Source organism: Methylobacterium sp. E-065 (assembly GCF_022829605.1).
GTDB lineage: Bacteria > Pseudomonadota > Alphaproteobacteria > Rhizobiales > Beijerinckiaceae > Methylobacterium.
This window is the reverse complement of the sequence record NZ_JAKSYD010000188.1, coordinates 18,622-39,043: the sequence shown is the minus strand read 5'-3', so window position 1 is coordinate 39,043 and position 20,422 is coordinate 18,622. Positions and strand designations below refer to the sequence as shown.

Sequence of the window (20,422 nt, the reverse complement as noted above, 5' to 3'; positions counted from 1 at the left end):
CTCAGAGCGCCAGGATCGCCTCGACCGCCTCCTGCACGGCGAGCGCCTCCGCGAAGGTGGCGAGGTGGTGGGGCTCGCCCCGCGCCATCCGGACGACGCCGTCGAGCTGGCGCCGCAGGGTGATCGGACGCAGTTTCTCGTTGGGGATTGCGTCGGGCGCCGGCTCGAAGCGGCCATCGGCGGCACGGCGCTCGGCGATGGCCCAGTCGCGCAGCCGGACGGCGCCCGCATCGCCCTCCAGCGTCCAGGTGTTGTGATCGTCCTTGTCGGTGCCGCCGACCCGGCCGGTCAGCGTCACGGGGATGCCGCCCGCCGTCAGCGTCACGGTGATCGCCCGCTCGGACAGGCCGGGCTCCGGGAATTCGACGCGGCCGGTGATCCCATCCAGGGGGCCGAGCAGGCGGCGGGTGAGGAACAGGAAGTGCGAGACCACCTCGCGGGTGAAGCCGCCCTCCGCCCGGGCGTCGAGCCAGCGCGCCGCATCGTCCTGCCAGGGGCGCGGCCAGCGGGCGAATTCCAGCGCAATGGCGAGGCGCCGCGGCGTGCCGACCGCGCCCTCGGCGATCCAGTGCTGAAGCGCCGTCACGCCGGGCGACGACGCGAAGGGGAAGTTCACCGCGCCGGCCTGTCCGGCCTCCGCCACGAAAGCGCGGGCATCGGCGAGGTCGATGGCGAGCGGCTTCTCGCAGAAGACGCTTAGGCCCGCCGCCAGGGCTGCCCGCGCATAACCCAGATGCGAGGCCGGCGGCGAGGCGACGTAGAGGCAGGCACTCGCCGCCACGACGGCTTCGGCATCGGCAACCCGGGGCACCGTCGGGAAGGCTGCACCGATCCGGGCGAGGGCCTCCGGCGACGGGTCCCAAATCGCCGCGACCCGGACGGGCGGCTCCGATGCCCCGTGGATGGCGCCGAGCAGGCGCTCGCCCATGATTCCCGCACCGATGATCCCGAGGGCGAGCGTGGCGTCGGTGGCCGGCATGGAAAGTCCCGCATGTCGGACGGCGCGGATGCGCGTCCCGGCCGCAGCCTTACGGAACCGAACCGGTGCGGGAAAGTCAGCCGGCCGGCACAGCTTCAGGCGCGACCCCGCCGGGCATCAAGGCTGAGCGGGCCGGCACCGAAGGCCGCGACCTGCAACAGGCCGCCCGCGACGGCGAGGTTCTTCAGGAAGTGGAACATCTGGTTCTGGTCCCCCAGAGCCGCGTGGAAGGTCACCGCGGTGGCCACCGCGAAGAGGGCCAGCGCCAGGGCCACGAGCCGGGTGCGATAGCCGGCGATCAGCAGCAAGCCACCGCCGATCTCCACCAGCGTTGCCGCCCCATACGAGAGCGTGGGCAGCGGCAGGCCGGCCGCCTCGATGGTCGCGAGCGTCGCGGCGGGCGCAGCGAGCTTGCCGACCCCGCTCACGAGGAAGAGCGCGCTCATCAGGACCCGGCCGGTCACCGGCAGCAGGGCCGCTCCGGTGGCGGTCGAAACGGGGGCGATCGAGGAGGCCATGGACGTTGTCCTTTCGTGGGGCGAGAGTGCGCGTGCTTCAGGCTGCGTGCGGAATTTCGAGGTCGCGGAGCCAATCCGCCGCGCGGTCGAGATCGGCCTGCGACAGGCCATGGCCGGCGGGCAGGATCCGATGCTCGACCTGCGCACCGGCGGCGGAGAGCTGCGCCGCGAGGCGGCGGGCGTTCTCCACCGGCACGATCGGGTCCATGGCGCCGGACAGGATCAGGACCGGACGTCCCGCGAGGTCGGCCGCCGGGGGCTCGGCGAAGGGCACCATCGGACGGATCAGCACGGCGCCCGCCAGGGTTTCCGGCTGCAGCATCAGGAGCGCGGCGGCGATGTTGGCGCCGTTGGAGAACCCCAGCGCCACCGGCGCGCCGAGCCCGTAGCGATCGCGCGCCGCCGCCACGAAACCCGCGAGATCGCCCGTGCGTCGGCGCAGATCGGCCTCGTCGAACACGCCCTCCGCCAGCCGGCGGAAGAAGCGCGGCATGCCGTTCTCGGAGACCGCGCCCCGGGGCGAGAGCAGCGCGGCGTCCGGCGCGAGCATCCGGCCGAGCGGAACGAGATCGGCCTCGTTGCCGCCGGTCCCATGCAGGAGCAGCAGCGGGTGCGCGGCATCGGGGCCGGGCTCGAAACGATGGATGAAACCGAGGGATCCGTCAGTCATGGCAACCTCGCAAGGCTCTGGATCCCGCCCCGCGCTGTTGCGGGGCGGGTCTTGAGGGTTCAGGCGACCTTGGGCAGCACCGCCTCGATCTCGGCCCGATGCGGCTCCAGCCCGGCGGGCAGCTTCAGCGCGGACCCGAGGGTCTCGATCGGCTCGTCGACCGCGAAGCCCGGCGCATCCGTGGCGATCTCGAACAGCACGCCGCCGGGCTCGCGGAAGTAGATCGAGCGGAAGTACTGGCGGTCGCGCTGCTCGGTGGCGTGGAGACCCCGGGCGGCGAGCGCTTCGCCCATCGCGGCCTGCGCGGCATCGTCCGCCGCCCGGAACGCGATGTGGTGGACCGAGCCGGCGCCGGGCCGGCCGGGCAGAAACCCACCCACGGCCCGCAGGGTCACGAAGCCGCCGAGCGCGGCGCTGCCCGCGAAGCGGATCAAGTTGCCCTCGTGGCCGGTCTCGCGCAGGCCCAGCACCTCCGTGAGGATCGCGGCTGTGGGCTCCGCCTTGTCGAGGAGCAGCGTGACCCCGTGCAGGCCGCGGATGGCGTGCTCGGCCGGCACCTCGCCGGAGGCCCAGGCCTCGGCCCCGGTCTCCTCGACGCCCACCAGCGCGAGCATCATGCCGTCCGGGTCGCGGAAGCGCAGGGTCGGCTCGCCGAAGACCTGAACCAGCGGCTCGTGGGCGACGCCCTTCTCGATCAGGCGATGGGTCCACCAGCCGATGGAGGCGCGGGGGATCCGGAACGCGGTCTCCTGCGTCTCGCCGAGCCCGACGCGGCCGGGGGCCGCCCGCTCGATGGGGAAGAAGGTCAGGATCGTACCCGGGCGTCCGGCCGCATCGCCGTAATAGAGGTGATAGGTGCCCGGATCGTCGAAATTGACGGTCTTCTTCACCAGCCGCAGCCCGAGCACGCGGGTGTGGAAGTCGAGGTTGCGCAGGGCCGGCCCGGAGAAGGCCGTGACGTGATGGAGGCCGGTCTGGATCATGGCACTGACTCCTGAGGCTGCCGCGCCGGGCGCGGGGCGTTGTGCGATGACCACAATCTGCCCCTTGCCAATGCTGCAGAAAATAGAAACGATGGAAACTCATCGTTTCCGAATTTGACCCATGAGACTGCCGGATTTCGAAGCCTGGGCGGTGTTCGCGAAAGTGGTGGAGATCGGCTCCTTCGGCCGGGCTGCCGCGGATCTCGGGCTGTCGAAGGGTACGGTCTCGAAGGCGGTCGGCCGGCTGGAGATCCGGATCGGGGCGCGGCTGTTCAACCGCACCTCGCGCAAGCTCGCGCTCACCGAGGCGGGGCAGGCCGCCAAGGCGAGCGCGGCGCGCATCCTGGCGGAGGGCGAGGCGGCCGAGGCCCAGGCCCTGGCGGGCGCCGCAGAGCCGCGGGGGCTGGTGCGGCTCGCGGCCCCGATGACCTTCGGGGGGATGCACGTGGCGCCGCTGCTGCCGGATTTTCTCCGTCAGCACCCGGCCGTGTCGGTGGACCTGCACCTCTCGGACGCGGTGGTCGATCTCGTGGGCGGGGGATTCGACATCGGGCTGCGCATCGCGGCCCTACCGGATTCATCGCTGCGCGCCCGCCGGCTCTGCGCCATAAGGCGCTCCCTCGTGGCGACCCCCGCCTATCTCGACCGGCATGGCCGCCCCCGGCATCCGGACGAGATCGCCCACCACGCCTGCCTCGGCTACGCCTACCTCCCGACCCCGGACCGGTGGCGTTTCGCGGATGCGACCGGTGCGGAGGCCGTGGTGACGCCCGGCGGGGCTTTGCGGGCCAACAACGCCGAGGCGCTGGCGCCGGCGCTCCGGGCCGGGCTCGGCCTCGCGCTCCAGCCCGATTTCATGATCTGGGACGACTTGGAGGCCGGCCGCCTGGAGCGGGTCTTGCCCGACTGGTCACCGCCGCCGATCGCGTTGCACTTGGTGACGCCGCCCGGCGACCCCCGGCCGGCGCGCGTCACGGCCCTGGTGGCCCATCTGGCGCAAAGACTTGCCCATGCCCCATGGGCAGCCCCGCACATATCAACAGCAACGCGAGATCCCGCCACTCCGGCGCAGCCTAATGTATTTTAGGGCAGCGTGTCCGCCGGCAAGCTACCAGTGATTGAAAATTCAGTACCGAATGCAACGCTCTGACCGGGCGCACGATGCTGCTCATGAACACTTGGAACGCCTTCTGCATCGTACAGCGCAGACCTCGGTCTCACGCGGCCTATACGGTGCCTAGAGACCGACAAGACTGGCCGGCCTGACGAGAATCGTTCCTTCAGGTTAATCTTCGACTTGCGCGGCAACCTGACGTATGCAAGGACTATAGTCCGAGCCGGCGCAGCGCGACTTCGCTGCGTGGGATCCTATGTGTGAGTGTATTCCGTCCTGTCGAGGCCTCGATGTTCATAGCGGTTCCCGGGCGGCGTTCGCCTGACCGGCTGCAGCACAAGACGGTCGCGGCGGCGGTGGCCGATTCGCTGCGGCAGCGGATCCTGAACGGAGAATTGCGCCCGGGCGTCCAGCTCCGCCAGGATGCGCTGGCCGAGGAATTCGGAATCAGCCGGATCCCGATCCGGGAAGCGCTCCTGCAATTGGAGGCCGTCAACCTCGTCAAGATCGTGCCGCATCGCGGTGCCGTGGTGACGGGCCTGTCCCTTGAGGAGGTGGAGGATATCTTCAGGCTGCGCGTCCAGCTCGAGCCGCAGCTCCTGCCGCTCTCTGTCCCCCACCTGACCGACGAGGACTTTCAGGATCTGCGCGCCGTGCAGAAGGCCTATGGCGAGGCGCTAAGCGGCGGCGAAATCATGCGCTGGGGCGAGTTGAACCGGCGCTTCCACTTCGACCTGCTGCGCCACGCGGACCGGCCACGCTCCCTGACGATCGTGTCGGGCCTGCTGCAGGATTGCGACCGCCCGACGCGCCTGCAGCTCCAGGCCACCGGAGACGTTGCGCGCGCCCACGAGGAACACGCGCAGATCCTCGATCTGTGCGAGGCCGGCAAGGTCGAGGCGGCTGCGGAGGCCCTGCGCGCCCATATCGAGTCAGTCGGCGTCTGCCTCGTGGGGATCTATCGGGACGGGCTGGCCCGGCTCTGACCGGTTGCGCGCCGCCGCGCCCGACCGGAAGCCGCAGTCCCCGAAGCCTCAATCCCGCTTGTCGGCCCGGCCGCCGCGGCCGGTCAGCCGATCCTTCATCTCCAGCACCTTCTGGACCTTCGTGCCGAGGCTGAGGAGCTGGACGAGGCGGTCGGTCTCGAGCCGGCGCATGTCGTCGTACCAGCCGGTGAAGAGCTCGAACAGGTCGTGCATCTCCCCGAGGCGGGCCTGGGCATGACGCTCGGCATCGGTCTCGACGCGCTGCATCAGCAACTCGCGCAGGATCGTCAGGGTCGGGTCGATCTCGCGCTTCTTGCGCTCTTCGACCAGGGTGCGGACGATCTGCCAGACATCCTCGGGGGTGGCGAAGTAGTCCCGCCGGTCCCCGGGCCTGTGCTGGAGGCGCACGAGGTTCCAGGCCTGCAGCTCCTTCAGGCCCATGCTGACGTTGGAGCGCGACACGCCGAGCCGCTCGACGATCTCGTCGGCGTTCAGCGGCCTCTCTGCCACGAACAGCACCGCGTAAATCTGACCGACCGTCCGGTTGATCCCCCACCGGGAACCCATCTCGCCGAAATGGAGCACGAAGGTCTGGACGAGGGGGGGCAGCTGCACGGGGCGTTCCGACGGGGTCTGGATCCGCAGCCTATCAGGTCCTGAGCCAGAACCGGAGCAGCGTCGCGACCGATCCAAGCGTCACGATGCTGAGCGCCCAGATCGCCACGAACCAGGCGAGGCGCTTCCACAGGGGCAGCGGTGAGGCGGTGATCATCAGTGATATCCGTGCGTGTCGACCTTGCCGCGGAACACCCAATACGAATACGCGGTGTAGGCCAGGATGGTCGGGATCAGCGCCGCGGCGCCGACCAGCAGGAAGATCTGGCTCGCCTCGGGGGCGGCCGCCTGCCAGATCGTGATCCGCCCCGGCACCACGTCGGGGTAGATGCTGATGCCGAGCCCTAAGAACGACAGGCCGAACAGCCCGAGCGCGATCAGGAACGGCGCCCGCTCGCCCCCGTTCCGCAGGGTCCGCCACAGGGCGTAGCCCGCCAGCGCCACGAGGAGCGGCACCTGCGCGGTCACGAGCACGTTCGGCATCGCCATCCAGCGCTCGAAGTAGCGCACCTGCAGGAACGGGGTGGCGGCGCTCACCAGGGCGACCGCCGCCACGGTCCCGACGGTGAGCTGCTGGGCCAGACGCCGGGCCTGGAGCTGGAGCAGGCCCTCGGTGCGCATCACCAGCCACGTGGCCCCGAGCAGCGCGTAGGCGATCGCGAGACTCACGCCGACCAGCAGGCTGAACGGCGTCAGCCAATCCCACCAGCCGCCCGCATAGGCGCGGCCCTCCACGGCGATGCCCTGGAGCAGCGCCCCCAGGGTGATCCCCTGGGCCAGGGCCGCCACCACGGAACCGACCGTGAAGGCCATGTCCCAGACGGCCCGGTGGCCAGGATCCCGCCAGCGGAACTCGAAGGCGACGCCCCGGAAGACCAGACCCAGCAGCATCGCGAGGATCGGCGCGTAGAGCGCCGGCAGGATGACCGCGTAGGCGAGCGGGAAGACCGCGAACAGCCCACCCCCGCCCATCACCAGCCAGGTCTCGTTGCCGTCCCAGACCGGGGCGATCGAGTTCATCGCGGTGTCCCGGTCGGGTCCCGGCCGCAGGATCGGGAACAGGATGCCGATGCCAAGATCGAAGCCATCCATGACGATGTAGGCGAAGACCGCGAAGGCGATGACGAACGCCCAGAGGATGGTGAGATCGACGCTGTACAGCATGACTGCCTCACTCGGCCGGCTGGAGATGACGGTCGGGATCGACCGCGGGGGCGGGCGTGATGCCCGCGGTGCGGATCGGCACGCCCGGCTGGAGACCGGGCTCGCCGACCTGCGGCGGCTTGGCCATGAGGCGCAGGATGTAGAACGTCCCCATGGCGAAGACCGAGAAATAGACCACCACGAAGGCGGTGAGCGAGGCGGCCACCGCCGGCCCGGCGAGCGGCGATGCGGAGTCCGCCGTGCGCAGCAGGCCGTAGACCGTGTAGGGCTGGCGCCCGACCTCGGTGGTGATCCAGCCGGCCAGCACCGCCACGAAGCCGGCCGGCCCCATGGCGAGGGCGAAGCGGTGCAGGGGGGCCCACGCGTAGAGCCGGCCCTGATAACGGGCGAGCAGACTGAGGCCGCCGAGCAGGAGCATCAGCAGCCCCAGGCCCACCATCACCCGGAACGACCAGAACACGACCGGCACCGGCGGCCAGTCCTTACGGGGCAGGCTGTCGAGGCCGGCGAGCGGCGCGTCGAGGGCGTGCTTGAGCACCAGCGAGGACAGCTTCGGGATCTTTACCGCATAGCGGATTGTCCCGGCCTCCTGATCGGGCAGGCCGAACAGCACCAGCGGCGCCCCGTCTGGATGGCTCTGGTAATGGCCCTCCATGGCCATGACCTTGGCGGGCTGGTGCTCCAGGGTGTTGAGCCCGTGCGCGTCCCCGGCCAGGATTTGGGCGGGGGCCACCAGCGCGGCCATCCACATCGCCATCGAGAACATCGTGCGGGCGGCTGGGTTGGCCCGGTCGCGCAGCAGATGCCACGCGCCGACCGCGCCCACCACCAGGGAGGTCGTAAGGTAGGCGGCCAGCACCATGTGGACGAGGCGGAACGGGAAGGACGGGTTGAACACCACCGCCCACCAGTCCAGGGGCACGAACTGGCCCTGCGGGTTGGTGCCGTAACCGGCCGGCGTCTGCATCCACGAGTTCACCGACAGGATCCAGAAGGCCGAGAAGAAGGTCCCGAGCGCCACCATCAGGGTCGCGGCGAAGTGGAGCCGCGGGCCGACCTTCGTCATGCCGAACAGCATCACCCCGAGGAAGCCGGCCTCCAGAAAGAACGCCGACAGCACCTCGTAGGCCATCATCGGCCCGAGCACCGGCCCGGTCTTGTCGGAGAAGACCGACCAGTTGGTGCCGAACTGGTAGGACATCACCAGCCCGGACACGACGCCCATGGCGAAGGCGATGGCGAAGATCTTCAGCCAGTAGCGGAACAGATCCATGTAGACCGGCCGCCCGGTGGCGAGCCACAGGCCTTCCAACACGGCGAGGTAACTGGCCAGTCCGATCGAGAAGGATGGGAACACGATGTGGAACGCCACCGTGAACCCGAACTGCGCACGTGCGAGGATCAGCGGATCGAGATGGGCGAGCACGGCAGGCCTCCCGCCAAGCGATGGCGACTCACGGTCTAGCAATTTCAGAAATTTCTGAAAAAACGATAACTTCTGCGTGTGGTTTGGGCCGGTGCGCCACGCAGGGTCTCTGGACGCGTGGTCCGGAACGCGGCAGGTTCAGTCCCTCACTCACGATCGGGATGCGGCAGGCCCGGCGACGCATCGGGCCAAAGGGCCGCGGAGCGCCCCCCTGTTGGCTGCGCCCGGACCTCACGAGAGCCCCCGCGCCCCATGGCCGATTCCCTTGCCGCGCCCTTTGCTGAAGCCGCTCCGGTCGATCTCGCCGCGCTCCTGTCGGACCGCATCCGCGGCATCGGCACGAGCCAGATCGGCCTCGTGGCGGATCGCGGGCGCGACGACCCGGAGGTGGTGAAGCTCTGGATCGGAGAGGGCGACCTCGCGACGCCGCCCTTCATCATCGAGGCGGCGCACCGGGCGATGCTCGCGGGGCATACCCGCTACACGACCTCGCTGGGCCTGCCGGCCCTGCGCGAGGCGCTGGGCGCCTATCACGCCCGCCACTGGGGCGTGGAGATCCCGCCCGACCGGTTCGCCGTCACGGCCGGCGGCATGAACGCGATCATGCAGGCCGCCCAGGTGCTGCTGGAGCCCGGCGACGAGATCATCATCCCCTCTCCCGCTTGGCCGAACCTGCGGGAGGCCGTGCGCATCACCGGCGGCGTGCCGGTGGCGGTGCCCTACCGCAGGCAGGCGGACGGGCGCTTCGCCCTGCCGCTCGCCGATATCGAGGCCGCGCTGACGCCCCGCACCCGGGTGATCATGATCAACTCGCCCTCGAACCCGACGGGCTGGACCATGCCGCTCGCCGAGATGACGGCCCTGCGCGACCTCGCCCGCGCCCGCGGTCTCTGGATCCTGTCGGACGAGGTCTACGCGCATTTCACCTACGGCAACCGGATCGCCCCGTCCTTCCTGCAGATCTGCGAGCCGGACGACCGGCTGATCGTCACCAACACGTTCTCGAAGAACTGGGCGATGACCGGCTGGCGCGCCGGCTGGGTCATCTATCCGCGCGGGTTGGCGCCGACCTTCGCCAAGCTCGGGCAGTACAGCACCACCTCGATCTCGACCTTCGTGCAGCACGCCTGCATCGCGGCGCTGAACGAGGGCGACGGCTTCATCCGCACCATGGTCGACCGTTGCGCCGAGGCGCGCGCGATCCTGGTGGACGGCCTGTCCCGGCTGCCGGGCGTCACCGTGGCGCCGCCAGACGGCGCCTTCTACCTGATGGCCCGGATGGGCGGCGACGAGCCGAGCCTCGACCTCGCGCTGCGCCTGCTGCGCGAGGCCAAGGTCGGTGTGGCCCCCGGCACCGCCTTCGGGCCGGAGGGCGAGGGTCTGGTGCGGATCTGCTTCGCCATCAGCCCGGAACTGGCGCGGGAGGCGGTGGAGCGCCTCTCCGCCGTGTTCGGCCGCGCAGGCTGAACCGAGCCTACCGCCCCCAGCGCAGCACCAGCGCGTCGTTCCGGCGGGCGAGTTCGATCAGGCCCGCCCGGGTCGCCGGGTGGAGCGGCTGAAGCGGGAGGCGCGCGGTCTCGTGGGCGATCACCCCGCCCTCCTGCATCAATGCCTTGCAGGCGAGCAGCCCGCATTGCCGGTTCTCGTAGTTGATCAGCGGCAGCCAGCGCTCATAGGCGTCGAGAGCTTCCTCTCGGCGCCCGGCCGCAAAGGCGTCGGTGATCCGGCGGATCCCATCCGGATAGGCACCGCCGGTCATCGCCCCGGTGGCGCCGGCATCGAGATCGGCCATCAGGGTGATCGCCTCCTCGCCGTCCCAGGGGCCGACCACGGCATCGCCGCCGAGCGCGATCAGCTCGCGCAGTTTCGCGGCCGCCTGGGCGGTCTCGATCTTGAAATAGCTGACGTTGGCGATTTCCCGGGCCATGCGCGCCAGGAACGCAGCCGAGAGGGGCGTGCCCGAAACCGGCGCATCCTGGATCATGATCGGGATGGAGATCGCGTCCGAAACCGTGCGGAAGAAGTCGTAGACGCCGATCTCGGGCACGCGGATCGTGGCGCCGTGATAGGGCGGCATGATCATCACCATGGCGGCCCCGGCATCCTGTGCCCGGCGCGAGCGCTCGGCACAGACCTGCGTGGCGAAATGCGTCGTGGTGACGATCACCGGCACGCGGCCGGCCACATGGTCCAGCACGGCGTGCATCACGCGCTCGCGCTCGTCGTCGGTGAGCACGAATTGCTCGGAGAAGTTCGCGAGGATGCAGATGCCGTGGCTGCCGGCATCGATCATGAAATCGATCGCCCGGCGCTGCCCGTCGAGATCGAGGGCGCCGGAGGCGTCGAACACCGTGGGGGCGACCGGGAAGACGCCACGATAGGCGTGAGCGAGCGAAGTCATGGGCGGTCCTTCTGCGGCGGGGCCAAGAGTCCACCCCGCGAATCGTTCGATGCCCGGGGCGGGCCGCCTCCTATCACGAACGCCGCGCGGCATCGTCGCGGGGCACAGCCGCCGATGTGACAGGATGGTCAGCTTAGTTTCAGCCCCTAACCCAGAACAATCCAGACGCGGCCGGAGTAGACCGGCGCGAAGGAGCTCGGCTTCACCACGATTGATCCGTTCGCTTGCCTTGACGGCTCGGCTCGATTCATTGACGAAATGAACGCGCGGGGCCGGATCGACTTCGACGGCCGCGAGAGAACATTGTTATCGGCGTGAGGTATTTTCGGATGCGACTTTTCTCGACCGGTCTGGCCGCGGTGCTGGCCGTCTCGGCTCTCATCCTGGGCGCGCCCGCCCGGGCCGACGACCTCGACACGATCCGGGCCGCCAAGACCCTACGCATCGGCACCGAGGGCACCTACGCGCCCTTCACGTTCCACGATGCCTCCGGGGCGCTCGTCGGGTTCGACGTGGAGATCGGCCGCAAGGTCGCCGAGAAGCTCGGCGTCACGCCCCAGTTTCTCGAGGGCAAGTGGGACGGGCTGATCGCGGGGCTCGACGGCGGACGCTACGACGTGGTGATCAACCAAGTCGGCATCACCAAGGAGCGGCAGGCGAAGTTCGACTTCTCGGAGCCCTATATCCGGGCTCGCGCCGTGCTGATCACCAAGTCGGACCGAACCGACATCACATCCTTCGCCGACCTGAAGGGCAAGAAGGCCGCCCAGAGCCTGACCAGTAACTTCGCCCGCTTGGCCGAGCAGTCCGGCGCGCAGCTCATCGGCACGGACGGGTTCGATCAGTCGGTCCAGTTGGTGATCACCGGACGGGCCGACGCCACCGTCAACGACAACCTGTCGTTCCTCGACTTCCGCAAGCAGAAGCCGAACGCCCCCATGAAGATCGCCGCCGAGCAGGCCGACGCGGACGCCTCCGGGATCATCCTGCGCAAGAACAACCCCGCGCTGAAGGCCGCCCTCGACAAGGCGCTCGACGAGATCAAGGCCGATGGCAGCTATGCGGCGATCGCGCAGAAGTACTTTGAGGCGGACGTCTCGAAGTGAATTTTCAGAGAGGCAGTGCCGCGACGCCGCTCACATAGAGCTAGGTTGATCCGGGCTGTCGGTAAGAAGGCGAAAGCATCAGCGCCTCTCCCTGCCTCGCAAAGGCTACCGGATCTACACATCGTGTGCAGGGAACAGGCGGCAAGATAAAGCGCGGGTCCCCTCTCCCGTGCGGGAGAGGGACAGGGTGAGGGATCAGGTCTTTCAGGATCGGGCGCGCCCCGTCGGCGCATCAATCCCGTGCTCGATCCTGACAGTTCTCGTCCCTCACCCCAACCCTCTCCCGCTCGGGAGAGGGAGCCCGTAGCGTTCTGTCACAAACCGCGTGCCTCGAACGTTGGTCGCCCGCTGCCGCTCTGCCGGGGGAAGAAAACGCGCGGTTCGAGCCCCTTCTTCGGTGAAGATATGCGAAGTAACCCCGTTCCCCCGAAAGGAGACGCCGCCCCGTGCCGCATTGGCTCGACCTCATGCTTCAATCGCTCGAGCCACTCCTCGTCGCAGGCTTGCGCTTCACCGTTCCGCTGACGCTGATCGCCTTCACGCTGGGGCTCGCCCTCGGTCTCGGAACCGCCCTCCTGCGCCTGTTCGCCCCCCGCCCCCTAGCGGCCCTGGCGTGGCTCTACGTGTGGATCTTCCGGGGCACGCCGCTCCTCGTCCAGCTCTTCGTGATCTTCTATGGCCTGCCAAGCCTCGGGATCCTGATCGACGCCTTCCCGGCCGCGGTGATCGGGTTCACGCTGAACGTCGGCGCCTACACGTCCGAGATCATCCGCGCCGCCATCGCGTCCATCCCGAAGGGCCAGTGGGAGGCGTCCTACGCGATCGGCATGACACCCGCCCAGGCGCTGCGCCGCACGATCCTGCCCCAGGCGGCGCGGGTCGCGGTGCCGTCGCTCGCCAACACCTTCATCGCCCTGGTGAAGGACACCTCGCTCGCCGCCGCCATCACCGTGCCGGAGCTGTTCCAGGCGGCCCAGCGCATCGTCGCGGTCACCTACGAGCCGCTGATCCTCTATATCGAGGCCGCCCTGATCTACCTCGTCCTGTCCTCGCTCCTGTCCTGGCTGCAGACGCTCTTGGAACGGCGCCTCGGGCGCTATGGCGGCTATCTGGAGGCGCGCGCGTGATCGCCCTATCGGCCATCGAGAAACGCTTCGGCGCCAACCCGGTCCTGCGGGGCGTCGATCTCGCCATTCCGGAGGGGCGGGTGACGGCGCTGATCGGCCCGTCGGGCTCGGGCAAGTCGACGCTGCTGCGCTGCGTGAACCTGCTGGAGATCCCGCAAGGCGGCACACTCACCGTCGGCGACCTCCGTCTCGAGTTCCGACCGGGACACCCGCCGGCCCGGCGGGACGTGCTCGCCGTGCGCCGCCAGACCGGCATGGTGTTCCAGAACTTCCAGCTCTTCCCTCACCGCACCGTGGTCGAGAACGTGATGGAGGGCCTCGTCACGGTAGCCCAATGGCCACCGGCCAAGGCGCGAGCTCGGGCGCTGGATCTGCTGGAGCGCGTCGGCCTCGCCCACAAGGCGGCGGACTGGCCCGCCAGCCTGTCGGGCGGCCAGCAGCAGCGGGTGGCGATCGCCCGGGCACTCGCGCCCTCCCCGCGCCTGCTGCTCTGCGACGAGCCGACCTCGGCCCTCGATCCCGAACTCGCCGCCGAAGTGGTGGACGTGCTGGCCGGCCTCGCAGGCGAGGGCACGACCATGCTGATGGCGACCCACGACCTGCGCCTCGCGCGTCGCGTCGCCGCCACGGTGGTGTTCCTGGAGGGCGGCACCATCGTCGAGCAGGGCGCCGCCGCCGACCTGTTCGGAAAGCCAGGGGATCCGCGCACGCAGCGCTTCGTCCGGACGCTGCTCGGCGAGGCGGCGGGCACCTGACCGGCGGCCGCGCGGCTCAGCGCGGCAGGCAGCGCAGGTTCAGGAGGTCCTCGATCGACAAAGCGGTCTCGAAGAATAGCGGTCGCCACGCCGGCAATGTGGCGAGGATCAGGCCGGCCGCCAGGGCGAGCCAAGGTACGGCGGCCCGAAGGTTGGGCGCGGCAGCCCTCATGTCGGCCCGCGCGCCGTCGCGGTGTCCTCCGCCCGGCCGATCTGCACGAGGCCGAGGCCCACTGCCAGCATGGCGCCGCCCCAGAGCAGGAAGCCGAGATCCCAGTAGAGCCACTGCGCCCGCGGCATCAGCTCGTTGACGTGATGGACGCCGAGCACCTCGTGGTCGATCACGCCCTCGACGAGGTTGAACACGCCCCAGCCGATCAGCACCGACCCGGCGAGGAGCTTGCCGGACCAGACGAGATGCGTGCGATGCGCCGCGCGCCAGAGGACGAACAATCCGAGCACGACGAACACGTAGGTCGCGCTGTGGAAGATGCCGTCCCATCGGGTGTTCAGCTCGAGATTGCCGATCGAATCGATCGGGTACCAGCTGCTCACCATGTGGTGCCATTGCAGCACCTGATGCAGCACGATCCCGTCGAAGAAGCCGCCGAGCCCGAGCCCGAACAGGAGGCCGGCGCTGAGGGGAAATCCTCGGTCTCGGGTCGCGTCCATGCTCATGTCCCGGGCTCAGGACGGCCCGGGGTCGAGACCATCCGCAGGTAGACCGTCAGGGCCGCCAGGAACACCACGAGCCCGAGCCCGGTCGCATAGGGCGCGAAGCCCTTTCCGACGACGGCGAGCGCCGCGCTGTGCCCCGCCATGAGATCGGCACCGGCGAGCAGGACGCCGACGCAGCTCTCCCCGACCAGAAAGCCCGAGGCGAGGAGGACGCCGCGGCGGCGGGCGACGCCCACCACCGTGTCGGCCCTCTTGTCGCCCTTGGCCCCGACCCGGGCGCGCAACCGGCGCTGGGCCACCCAGCCGAGCACGCCGCCGATGGCGATCGTCATCTCGACGGAGAGCGGCAGGTACATGCCGATCCCGACCGTGAGCGCCGGGAAGGTGAAGTCGCGCCGCTTCAGCCGGGTCTCGACGGCGACCAGCACCACTCCGAGCCCGGCACCGATCAGCACCATGCGCCAGGGCAGCTCACTGTGGACGATGCCGTTGGCGATCTGGGTCATCAGAGCGGCCTGGGGCGCCGGCATGGCGCTCGCCGCATCCTGGCCCTCGCGCAGCGGCGTGCCGACGAAGCCGTAGGCCTCGTACAGAAGCGACAGAATCGGGGCGATCACCACGGCCCCGATCCCGACGCCGAGGATCAGGGCGACCTGCTGGTGCCAGGGCGTGGCGCCGAGCACCTGCCCGGTCTTCAGGTCCTGCAGGTTGTCGTTGGCGATCGAGGAGGTCGTGACGATGACGGCGGTCAGCAGCAGGGCCATGCCGGTGACGAACCGGTCGCCCTCCGGCCCGGCGGAATGGCCAAGGATCAGCGGCAGCAGCAGCGCGGTCGCCATCGTGGTCAGGATGCCGATCCCTGAGATCGGGCTCGACGACGAGCCCAGCAACCCCGCGAGGTAGCCGCAGGCCGCCGCCATCAGGAAGCCGAACAGGATCGTGAACAGGGTCGCGGATAGCGCCAGCACGATCAGCAGGCCGCCGAGATCGGCGGGCTTTGCGAAGACCCAGAACAGGTCCGCCAGCGGCACACCCAGCGCCAGCGTCCCGGCGGCGACCCAGGTGATCGGTAGGTCACGCTCCTCGCGGGGATGGTCCCTGCCGAGGCCGCCGGCGCCGGACAGGGCCGCGCGGATGCTGCCCAGGATCGGTTTCGCCAGCGAGCCGACCGTCCACACGCCGCCGACCGCGATGATCCCGGCTCCCATCAGCCGCACGTGGCTCGACCAGACCGCCTCGGCCGCCGCCCCGGCGGACTGGCCCGGATCGGGCGACAGCGCTGTGAGCACCGGGACCGCGATCCCCCAGGCGATCACGACGCCGGTCAGCAGCGCAAGGCAGGCCCCGATCCCAACGAGGTAGCCGACACCGACCAGCGCCAGCGAGAAGCCGGTCCCGGTGCGGAACGCCGCACCGCCGAGGCTGATCGCGCCGTTCATGCCCTCGCCCAGGATTTTCAGCCCGGTTGTGGCGAACCCGATCGTCCCGGCCACGCCTGCCGCAGCCAGCAGATCGCGCAGGCCGTGGCCGCCCTCCTCCTCCTGTCCGGTCCGGAGCACCTCGGCAGCGGCGATCCCCTCCGGATAGGGAAGTTCGCTGCCGGCCACGAGGGCGCGGCGCAGGGGAATCGAGAACGCGACGCCGAGCAGCCCCCCGAGCAGGCAGACCGCAGTGGTCTGCCAGAACGGGAAACCCTGCCAGCGCCCGATGAGGACGAGGCCCGGCAGCGCCAGGATGACATTGCACAGCGTGCCGGCGGCCGAGGCCTGCGTCTGCACGATGTTGTTTTCGAGGATGCCGGCGCCGCCCATCAGCCGGAACGCACCCATCGAGATCATCGCGGCCGGGATCGACGACGAGAACGTCATCCCGGTCTTCAACCCCATGTAGAGGTTGGCGGCCATGAAGACGATCGTGATGGCCGCGCCGAGGGCGATGCCGCGAAGCGTCAGCTCTACGGGACTCTGCTGCGTCTTGGGCGGCGTCGGGCTGCGCGCGTCCATCAGTCCCCCTGGCTGTCATAAGCAAACAGCGCGAGGGTACAAAACTTTCCCGAGACGGCGCTTGCAGCCTTTCGACCAAGCGTTGCAGGCCCCGTTGCTGGCACCTGGGGCGATCTGACCCGGGGCGTCCCGCCGGTTCGATGCAGTCATCCGCCGCCCCGGCGGGTTTGGCAGCAGACCGACTGCGTTGTCGGCTCCGCTCCGAGACAACCCAGACGCCCCATGTGGTATCTCTACGGCCTTGCCCTGCTGGCCGGCGTCGCGAACGCCATCGAGCCGGGCCAGAATGCGACGCTGGCCAAGGCCACGGGTCAGCCGATGCTGGCCGGAATCTTCTGCTTCGCCCTGGCGATCGCCTGCTTCGCAATCATCATGGCGGTAGCCCGACGCTTCGCCCGGCCGGGCGCCGGGCAGGTGGGGGCTGAGGACGTCGCCGCCGTCCCCTGGTGGGCTTGGCCCGGGGGTGTCCTCGGCGCCGCCATCGTCCTGGCGCAGCTCTACGTCTCGGAGCAGATCGGCGCTGCCCCTTTCCTGAGCTGTGTGATCACGGCGGGCGTGATCGGCTCGATCGCCCTCGATCATTACGGGCTCGTCGGGTTCGATCGCCACCCCGCCGGCCGCTGGCGTCTGGCCGGAGGCGCCCTGATGATCGTCGGCGTCGCCCTGGTGGCGGTGTTCTGAAGGCCCCGCGCGTCCCCGCTCCGTCATCAAGGTCTCGGCATGTTGTTCCTCTACGGGTTCGCCCTGCTGGCCGGGCTCGCCAGCGCGGTCGCGCCGGGCCAGAACGCCACCCTCGCCAAGGCGTTCGCGCGGCCGCTCCCGGCGGGCGTGCTCAGCCTGCTGGTGAGCCTCGCGACCACCGGGGTGATCATGCTGGCGACCGGGCAGTTCGGCCTGCCGGGGGCGGACCGCCTCGCCGAGGTACCCTGGTGGGCGTGGTTCGGCGGACTGATGAGCGCGGGCCTGATGATGGCGCAGCTCTTTATCGCCAAGAAGATCGGCGCCGCGACCTTCCTTGGGCTGATCGTCACTGCAGGGGTGATCACCTCGACCCTGCTCGATCATTTCGGGCTCGTCGGATTCAAGGTCCACCCGGCAAGCCTGTGGCGCGTCCTCGGCGGCGCCCTGATGATCGGCGGCGTGGGACTTGTCGCGCGGTTCTAAGGGTGGCCGGAGGGATCCCAGTCCATCACTACGGCGTTTTACCCGGTCGCAACCCCTGCCCGGAGCATACCGTGGGGCTCGCCGCTTTCGCTTTCTTCGTGATTCCCTGGATGGCCGTTGCCGCCTGGCTGTTCCTGAGGCCCGGGGGCCTCCGCCAGGGGGTCCCGGCGGCGCCCTGGCGCCCGCTCGCGGATTACCCACCGCCGGCGCGGGATCAGCAGCACGCAGCCGAGACGCAGAGCCTCGAATCCGGCTCGGCCCACGATGGCAAGCACGCGCCGATCGAGGTCGTCTGACGCCGGGATCAGTCGTTGGGATCAATCGTCGGGATCAGTCCTGGGCCTGCAACAGATGCAGTTTGAAGCTGCCACCTTCGGCCTGCCAAAGCGCACGCGGCTGCCAGCCGGCCTCGCGCGCGAGCGCCTGGAACGCGTCCGCCGTGTACTTGTGCGACGTGTCGGTTCGGATGCTCTCGGAGGCCGCGAACGCGATGGTGTGCGCGCCGAGCCGGTAGGTTTCGGGCCGAGTCGCCACGAGATGCGCCTCGACGCGGAATGGATCCGGCAGCAGCCGGATCTGGTGCCGGAAATTATCGGTGTCGAAATCCGCCCCGCATTCGCGGTTCAGCCGGGTGAGGATGTTGCGGTGGAACGCCGCCATCAACCCGTCGGCGGCGCCGTAGGCGCGCTGCAGACGCTCAGGGTCGGCGGTCCCGTCCGCACCCACCAGGAACAGGCTGGGCCCGAGCGTTTTGCGCGCCCGCTCCAGGAACCGGCCAGCCTCGCTGGGATCGAAATTGCCGATGCTCGTGCCAGGATAGAAGCCAAGGATTCCCCCCGGACCGGCCTGGACCGGCAACGTGACCGGCTTCGAGTAATCCGCGCAGACCGGCACCATGGCGATGCCCGGATAGTCCGGCGCGAGCCGCCGGATCGCCGCTTCCAGATACGCACCCGAGATGTCGATGGCGATGTAGGCCGCGGGCTCGGGGAGCGCGTCGAGCAGCGTGCGGATTTTGCGGCTCGCGCCGCTGCCGAACTCGACCACGGTCACGCCCGGCCGGACCTGCCGCGCCACGTCGGCGGCGGCCTGAGGTAGGAGCGCGGTCTCCTGGGCGGTCGGGTAGTAGTCGGCGCTGTGGCAGATCCGGTCGAACAGGTCGGAGCCGATCTCGTCCCAGAGGTATTTTCCGGGCAGCGTCTTCGGCACGGCGGTCAGGCCCGCAAGGGCATCGCGGAGGAACGCGTCGCTCATGCGTGCGACCCCGGGCGCGTGGCCGTGAGGACGACGAGGGCGAGGCGCTCCACGGCGTCGTAAGCCTCGGTCGCCAGCTCCTCGCCGTACGCGTCCGGGTCGAACTCGCGATAGGTCCAGTCCAGGCCGGCGCCGATGCACAGCTCGGCTACGGCGTCGCGGAACGGGTCCTTCCCTTCGACGATGGCCGCGCCAGTGAACAGGACCAGAGTACCACCGGGCGCGAGACGCTCCACCGCCTGCTCGGCCAAGGCGAGCGACAGGCCGGCCCCGAACGGGCCGCCGCCATCCCGATAGGCCCGCGCGGCGGGGTCGATCATGAAGGGCGGGTTCGACACGATCAGGTCGAACGAACCCTCGACGTCGCGCAGCATGTCACTGCGGCGGACCACGACGCCTTCGGTCCCGGCGAGGCGAGCGTTGACCTGGGCCGCGCGCATGGCGGCGGGGTTGATGTCGACCAGCACGATTTCGGCGCCCGGCTTGCGCTTGGCGATGCAGATCCCGGCGGCGCCCGAGCCGCAGCCGAGATCGACCGCCCGGCGCACCGGGGCGGTTCGACCCTCGACGTGGGCGATCACCGCGCCCACGAAGCGCATCGTGTCGGGGCCGAAGAACACCGCGTCGGCGGCGCTCGGCGGATAGGCGGAATGGGCGAAGAGTTCGCCATCGAGGCTGGAGAACCGTAGTGTGGGCCGCAGGAGCGGCCCGTCCTCCACTACGGCGCCGGCTTCGCGCATCAGCCGCAGGATCGGTTCGGGGAGCAGCCCGGCCCGGAACGGCCGGCTCCAACCGAACACGTCGCGCAGGGCCTGCGCCTCGGCGTTGCGCGGCCGCACGTTGACATGGGCGTGGCTGGCCGGGGTTACCGTGGTGAAGCTGTAGCCCATGTCGCGCAGGGCGCGCGCCAGCGCCAGTACGGCTCCCTCGTCGGCGGGGAACACGTGTTGGGGAAACGGTTCGGATCGCGTCATCGGCCGGTCCTCAGCTGTCCATCTGGCGCGCCACACAGGCGCCGAACCAGAGGGTCTCCGCCGCCTGCCGGGCGTTCCAGGGTGCGGTCGCCGACCCGCGGGTACGGGCAGGTCCAGTCGTCGGGCAAGGCTGCACCTACCGCGGGCCGAATGGCCGCGGTCTCGCACTTGATTGAATGCCCGGAAAACCGATCGCTTTAGGCGTTGTTCCGACTACGGAAACACCAATTTTGACGATTAATTTATGTTAATACAGTGTTGTTGGATGATAAGACGTCTATGCTTCCCGTCTGCATGGAGTGATCCAGGATGGACCTGCCGATCCTCCGCAGGGTTGCCAAGATTACCCCTTCCGTCAATCCGCAGGATACGGGTCCCACGCCCCTCCCCCGCCGAAGGGCGAGCGGGTTAGCCAATAGGTCTGGCAAGGCCAGTCAGGGGCGAGCGTGGGTCGTGTTTCCCGCTCGGGCCAAGAAATCCGCACCTGTAGAGACCGAAAGGTCAC

23 protein-coding genes are annotated in these 20,422 nt (G+C 69.6%); 9 read left to right on the top strand and 14 right to left on the bottom strand.

The genetic code is table 11. From position 1 onward, the window contains the following. Position 1 precedes the first annotated feature (1 nt). The 4 genes from MKK84_RS23050 to MKK84_RS23035 all read right to left on the bottom strand — a co-directional run bounded on the left by MKK84_RS23050 (position 2) and on the right by MKK84_RS23035 (position 3,150). On the bottom strand, positions 2-979 hold the full coding sequence (locus MKK84_RS23050; RefSeq protein ID WP_243924082.1) for a Gfo/Idh/MocA family protein: 978 nt from the start codon (positions 977-979) through the stop codon (positions 2-4). A gap of 95 nt (positions 980-1,074) precedes the next feature. After that, positions 1,075-1,497: a DoxX family protein gene (locus MKK84_RS23045; RefSeq protein WP_243924081.1), complete on the bottom strand. Its 423-nt coding sequence runs from the start codon at positions 1,495-1,497 to the stop codon at positions 1,075-1,077. Between the two features lie 37 nt (positions 1,498-1,534). Then, on the bottom strand, positions 1,535-2,167 hold the full coding sequence (locus MKK84_RS23040) for an alpha/beta hydrolase (protein WP_243924079.1): 633 nt from the start codon (positions 2,165-2,167) through the stop codon (positions 1,535-1,537). A gap of 59 nt (positions 2,168-2,226) precedes the next feature. After that, the gene (locus MKK84_RS23035) at positions 2,227-3,150 is read right to left on the bottom strand and encodes a ring-cleaving dioxygenase (RefSeq protein ID WP_243924077.1); all 924 of its coding nucleotides are present in this window, start codon (positions 3,148-3,150) and stop codon (positions 2,227-2,229) included. Positions 3,151-3,271: 121 nt separating this feature from the next. On the opposite strand from MKK84_RS23035, the gene MKK84_RS23030 reads away from it, so the two are divergent. Then, positions 3,272-4,237, top strand: a complete 966-nt coding sequence (locus MKK84_RS23030) for a LysR family transcriptional regulator (protein ID WP_243924075.1) — start codon at positions 3,272-3,274, stop codon at positions 4,235-4,237. A 317-nt stretch (positions 4,238-4,554) separates the two neighbouring features. Then, entirely contained in the window at positions 4,555-5,250 is a 696-nt protein-coding gene (locus tag MKK84_RS23025) for a GntR family transcriptional regulator (protein WP_243924073.1), read from the top strand. A gap of 48 nt (positions 5,251-5,298) precedes the next feature. Here the strand turns inward: MKK84_RS23025 and MKK84_RS23020 are convergent, their stop codons facing one another. From MKK84_RS23020 to MKK84_RS23005, 4 genes are read right to left on the bottom strand one after another with little or no spacing between them, the layout of a single operon-like run. Continuing rightward, the gene (locus MKK84_RS23020) at positions 5,299-5,865 is read right to left on the bottom strand and encodes a GbsR/MarR family transcriptional regulator (protein WP_243924071.1); all 567 of its coding nucleotides are present in this window, start codon (positions 5,863-5,865) and stop codon (positions 5,299-5,301) included. Between the two features lie 34 nt (positions 5,866-5,899). Beyond that, positions 5,900-6,022 carry a DUF2474 family protein gene (locus MKK84_RS23015; RefSeq protein WP_243924069.1) on the bottom strand — a complete coding sequence of 41 codons (123 nt, stop codon included), beginning with the start codon at positions 6,020-6,022 and terminating at the stop codon, positions 5,900-5,902. Beyond that, on the bottom strand, positions 6,022-7,029 hold the full coding sequence (gene cydB / locus MKK84_RS23010) for a cytochrome d ubiquinol oxidase subunit II (protein WP_243924067.1): 1,008 nt from the start codon (positions 7,027-7,029) through the stop codon (positions 6,022-6,024). The genes MKK84_RS23015 and cydB overlap by 1 nt, the downstream gene beginning before the upstream one ends. Positions 7,030-7,036: 7 nt before the next feature. Continuing rightward, entirely contained in the window at positions 7,037-8,455 is a 1,419-nt protein-coding gene (locus MKK84_RS23005; protein ID WP_243924065.1) for a cytochrome ubiquinol oxidase subunit I, read from the bottom strand. Between the two features lie 252 nt (positions 8,456-8,707). Here MKK84_RS23005 and MKK84_RS23000 point away from each other — a divergent pair, with 252 nt between their 5' ends. Further along, complete coding sequence (locus MKK84_RS23000; RefSeq protein ID WP_243924062.1) at positions 8,708-9,922, top strand: pyridoxal phosphate-dependent aminotransferase; 1,215 nt, start codon at positions 8,708-8,710, stop codon at positions 9,920-9,922. A 7-nt stretch (positions 9,923-9,929) separates the two neighbouring features. On the opposite strand, the gene MKK84_RS22995 is transcribed toward MKK84_RS23000, so the two are convergent. Next, positions 9,930-10,856, bottom strand: a complete 927-nt coding sequence (locus tag MKK84_RS22995; RefSeq protein WP_243924060.1) for a dihydrodipicolinate synthase family protein — start codon at positions 10,854-10,856, stop codon at positions 9,930-9,932. A gap of 329 nt (positions 10,857-11,185) precedes the next feature. Between MKK84_RS22995 and MKK84_RS22990 the strand changes: the two genes are divergently transcribed. The 3 genes from MKK84_RS22990 to MKK84_RS22980 all read left to right on the top strand — a co-directional run bounded on the left by MKK84_RS22990 (position 11,186) and on the right by MKK84_RS22980 (position 13,844). After that, positions 11,186-11,962, top strand: a complete 777-nt coding sequence (locus MKK84_RS22990; protein WP_243924058.1) for an amino acid ABC transporter substrate-binding protein — start codon at positions 11,186-11,188, stop codon at positions 11,960-11,962. Positions 11,963-12,408: 446 nt separating this feature from the next. Next, positions 12,409-13,089 (top strand): amino acid ABC transporter permease, encoded by a 681-nt coding sequence (locus tag MKK84_RS22985; RefSeq protein WP_243924057.1) that lies wholly within the window; start codon positions 12,409-12,411, stop codon positions 13,087-13,089. Beyond that, positions 13,086-13,844 carry an amino acid ABC transporter ATP-binding protein gene (locus MKK84_RS22980; protein WP_243924055.1) on the top strand — a complete coding sequence of 253 codons (759 nt, stop codon included), beginning with the start codon at positions 13,086-13,088 and terminating at the stop codon, positions 13,842-13,844. Before MKK84_RS22985 ends, MKK84_RS22980 begins: the two co-directional genes overlap by 4 nt. Positions 13,845-13,860: 16 nt before the next feature. On the opposite strand, the gene MKK84_RS22975 is transcribed toward MKK84_RS22980, so the two are convergent. From MKK84_RS22975 to MKK84_RS22965, 3 genes are read right to left on the bottom strand one after another with little or no spacing between them, the layout of a single operon-like run. Further along, a complete protein-coding gene (locus MKK84_RS22975; protein WP_243924053.1) occupies positions 13,861-14,016 on the bottom strand; it encodes a hypothetical protein in 156 nt (51 codons plus the stop codon). After that, positions 14,013-14,516 carry a DUF2243 domain-containing protein gene (locus tag MKK84_RS22970; protein ID WP_243924051.1) on the bottom strand — a complete coding sequence of 168 codons (504 nt, stop codon included), beginning with the start codon at positions 14,514-14,516 and terminating at the stop codon, positions 14,013-14,015. The genes MKK84_RS22975 and MKK84_RS22970 overlap by 4 nt, the downstream gene beginning before the upstream one ends. A 2-nt stretch (positions 14,517-14,518) precedes the next feature. Continuing rightward, entirely contained in the window at positions 14,519-16,525 is a 2,007-nt protein-coding gene (locus tag MKK84_RS22965) for an OPT family oligopeptide transporter (RefSeq protein WP_243924049.1), read from the bottom strand. A gap of 222 nt (positions 16,526-16,747) precedes the next feature. Between MKK84_RS22965 and MKK84_RS22960 the strand changes: the two genes are divergently transcribed. The 3 genes from MKK84_RS22960 to MKK84_RS22950 all read left to right on the top strand — a co-directional run bounded on the left by MKK84_RS22960 (position 16,748) and on the right by MKK84_RS22950 (position 17,985). Beyond that, positions 16,748-17,206 (top strand): DMT family transporter, encoded by a 459-nt coding sequence (locus MKK84_RS22960; RefSeq protein WP_243924047.1) that lies wholly within the window; start codon positions 16,748-16,750, stop codon positions 17,204-17,206. A gap of 39 nt (positions 17,207-17,245) precedes the next feature. Beyond that, entirely contained in the window at positions 17,246-17,689 is a 444-nt protein-coding gene (locus MKK84_RS22955; protein WP_243924045.1) for a DMT family transporter, read from the top strand. A 71-nt stretch (positions 17,690-17,760) separates the two neighbouring features. Next, a complete protein-coding gene (locus MKK84_RS22950; protein ID WP_243924043.1) occupies positions 17,761-17,985 on the top strand; it encodes a hypothetical protein in 225 nt (74 codons plus the stop codon). A gap of 34 nt (positions 17,986-18,019) precedes the next feature. On the opposite strand, the gene egtD is transcribed toward MKK84_RS22950, so the two are convergent. Continuing rightward, positions 18,020-18,943 (bottom strand): L-histidine N(alpha)-methyltransferase, encoded by a 924-nt coding sequence (gene egtD / locus MKK84_RS22945; protein ID WP_243924041.1) that lies wholly within the window; start codon positions 18,941-18,943, stop codon positions 18,020-18,022. Further along, positions 18,940-19,917, bottom strand: a complete 978-nt coding sequence (locus MKK84_RS22940) for a methyltransferase (RefSeq protein ID WP_243924039.1) — start codon at positions 19,915-19,917, stop codon at positions 18,940-18,942. Before MKK84_RS22940 ends, egtD begins: the two co-directional genes overlap by 4 nt. Positions 19,918-20,422 lie beyond the last annotated feature (505 nt).

Coding starts and splice junctions, on each gene's coding strand:
- MKK84_RS23050 (WP_243924082.1), bottom strand. CDS start 979: ATGCCGGCCACCGACGCCACGCTCGCCCTCGGGATCATCGGTGCGGGA.
- MKK84_RS23045 (WP_243924081.1), bottom strand. CDS start 1,497: ATGGCCTCCTCGATCGCCCCCGTTTCGACCGCCACCGGAGCGGCCCTG.
- MKK84_RS23040 (WP_243924079.1), bottom strand. CDS start 2,167: ATGACTGACGGATCCCTCGGTTTCATCCATCGTTTCGAGCCCGGCCCC.
- MKK84_RS23035 (WP_243924077.1), bottom strand. CDS start 3,150: ATGATCCAGACCGGCCTCCATCACGTCACGGCCTTCTCCGGGCCGGCC.
- MKK84_RS23030 (WP_243924075.1), top strand. CDS start 3,272: ATGAGACTGCCGGATTTCGAAGCCTGGGCGGTGTTCGCGAAAGTGGTG.
- MKK84_RS23025 (WP_243924073.1), top strand. CDS start 4,555: ATGTTCATAGCGGTTCCCGGGCGGCGTTCGCCTGACCGGCTGCAGCAC.
- MKK84_RS23015 (WP_243924069.1), bottom strand. CDS start 6,022: ATGATCACCGCCTCACCGCTGCCCCTGTGGAAGCGCCTCGCCTGGTTC.
- cydB (WP_243924067.1), bottom strand. CDS start 7,029: ATGCTGTACAGCGTCGATCTCACCATCCTCTGGGCGTTCGTCATCGCC.
- MKK84_RS23000 (WP_243924062.1), top strand. CDS start 8,708: ATGGCCGATTCCCTTGCCGCGCCCTTTGCTGAAGCCGCTCCGGTCGAT.
- MKK84_RS22995 (WP_243924060.1), bottom strand. CDS start 10,856: ATGACTTCGCTCGCTCACGCCTATCGTGGCGTCTTCCCGGTCGCCCCC.
- MKK84_RS22990 (WP_243924058.1), top strand. CDS start 11,186: ATGCGACTTTTCTCGACCGGTCTGGCCGCGGTGCTGGCCGTCTCGGCT.
- MKK84_RS22975 (WP_243924053.1), bottom strand. CDS start 14,016: ATGAGGGCTGCCGCGCCCAACCTTCGGGCCGCCGTACCTTGGCTCGCC.
- MKK84_RS22970 (WP_243924051.1), bottom strand. CDS start 14,516: ATGGACGCGACCCGAGACCGAGGATTTCCCCTCAGCGCCGGCCTCCTG.
- MKK84_RS22965 (WP_243924049.1), bottom strand. CDS start 16,525: ATGGACGCGCGCAGCCCGACGCCGCCCAAGACGCAGCAGAGTCCCGTA.
- MKK84_RS22960 (WP_243924047.1), top strand. CDS start 16,748: ATGTGGTATCTCTACGGCCTTGCCCTGCTGGCCGGCGTCGCGAACGCC.
- MKK84_RS22955 (WP_243924045.1), top strand. CDS start 17,246: ATGTTGTTCCTCTACGGGTTCGCCCTGCTGGCCGGGCTCGCCAGCGCG.
- egtD (WP_243924041.1), bottom strand. CDS start 18,943: ATGAGCGACGCGTTCCTCCGCGATGCCCTTGCGGGCCTGACCGCCGTG.
- MKK84_RS22940 (WP_243924039.1), bottom strand. CDS start 19,917: ATGACGCGATCCGAACCGTTTCCCCAACACGTGTTCCCCGCCGACGAG.